This window comes from Streptomyces sp. NP-1717 (assembly GCF_022695985.1).
GTDB lineage: Bacteria > Actinomycetota > Actinomycetes > Streptomycetales > Streptomycetaceae > Streptomyces.
In genome coordinates this window covers 1-1,500 of sequence record NZ_JAAPBF010000455.1, presented here as the reverse complement: position 1 = coordinate 1,500, position 1,500 = coordinate 1, and the positions used below count along the sequence as shown (strand labels likewise).

The window sequence follows — 1,500 nt, the reverse complement described above, 5'->3', positions numbered from 1 at the left end:
CGGCCCGTCTCGCGTACGGGACCGCCGACCGTCAGCGGACGGTGGTCGCTGCTCCCGGTGCCCGACCCCGACGCCACACGCCGCGCCCACGCCCTGGCCCGCACGCTCCTGGACCGCCACGGTGTGGTGACCCGCGGCGCGGTCGCCGCCGAAGGTATCGAGGGCGGCTTCTCGGCCGTGTACCGGGTGCTGTCCGCCTTCGAGGACAGCGGTCAGGCACGACGCGGCTATGTGGTCGAGGGCCTGGGCGCGGCCCAGTTCGCGATGGACGGGGCGGTGGACCGCCTCCGCGCGGCCTCCACGGCCCGTGACCGCGCCGCCTCCGACCCCTCGCCGCGCGCGGTGGTGCTGGCCGCCGCCGACCCGGCCAACGCCTACGGTGCCGCGCTGCCCTGGCCCGAGCCGCCCTCGGGCGCCGGTCACAAACCGGGCCGCAAGGCGGGCTCCCTGGTCGTCCTCGTCGACGGCGCTCTGACGCTGTACATGGAACGCGGCGGGAAGACCCTCCTCGCCTGGCCGGGCGATCCCGGCGCCCCGTCCGACCCGGATCGTGCGGACGCCGCCGACGACGACGTGGCGCTGCGTTCGGCCGCCGAGGCCCTGGCCGGGGCCGCCCGGGCCGGCGCACTCGGTACGGTCACGGTGGAGCGGGCGAACGGGGAGCAGGCGCTGACGTCCCCCGTGGGCCGCGTCCTGGAGTCGGCGGGTTTCCACGCCACCCCGAGGGGCCTGCGTCTGCGGGCCTGAGCCCGGCCCGGCCCCCGCCGCCGCCGCGACAGGGGCCGGTCGCCGTACATCTCCGCACGCCACACCCCGTACGCCGCTCGTCACGGCGCCCGTCTCGCGCATGATGGAAACATGCCCGAAGGTGACACCGTCCTCCAGACAGCCCGGCGCCTGCACACCGCCCTCGCCGGGCGGCTGCTGACCCGGTCCGACCTCCGCGTCCCCCGGTTCGCGACCTCCGACCTCACCGGCCGGACGGTCCTCGACGTCACCCCGCGCGGCAAGCATCTCCTGACCCGTATCGAGGGCGGCCTCACCCTCCACTCACATCTGCGGATGGACGGGGCCTGGCGGGTGTACGGCGCCGACGAGCGCTGGCGCGGCGGTCCCGGCCACCAGATCCGGGCGATCCTCGGCAACGCCGAACGCACGGCCGTCGGCTACCGGCTCCCGGTGCTCGAACTCCTGCGGACGGCGGACGAGGAGCGTGTGGTGGGCCATCTGGGCCCCGACCTCCTCGGGCCCGACTGGGATCCGGAGACCGCCCTGCGCAATCTGCTCGCCGACCCGGCACGCACGGTCGGGGACGCGCTGCTGGACCAGCGCAATCTCGCGGGCGTCGGCAACGTCTTCCGGTGCGAGACGTGCTTCCTCACCCGCACCACCCCCTGGCTGCCCATCGGGGACCTGCCGTCGCCCGAGCGGCTGGTGACGGCCGCGAAGAAGCTCCTGGAGGCCAACCGCGAGCGGTCGCGCCGTCATCTGTACGTATAC

At 75.5% G+C, this 1,500-nt stretch carries 1 protein-coding gene and 1 pseudogene; both read left to right on the top strand.

The window, feature by feature from the left end:
• Window positions 1–747 (top strand): annotated as a pseudogene (locus GXP76_RS35440) (DEAD/DEAH box helicase); the annotation flags it as partial.
• Window positions 748–858: 111 nt separating this feature from the next.
• On the top strand, window positions 859–1,500 hold a 642-nt coding region (locus GXP76_RS35435; RefSeq protein WP_242575724.1), incomplete at its 3' end, for a DNA-formamidopyrimidine glycosylase family protein.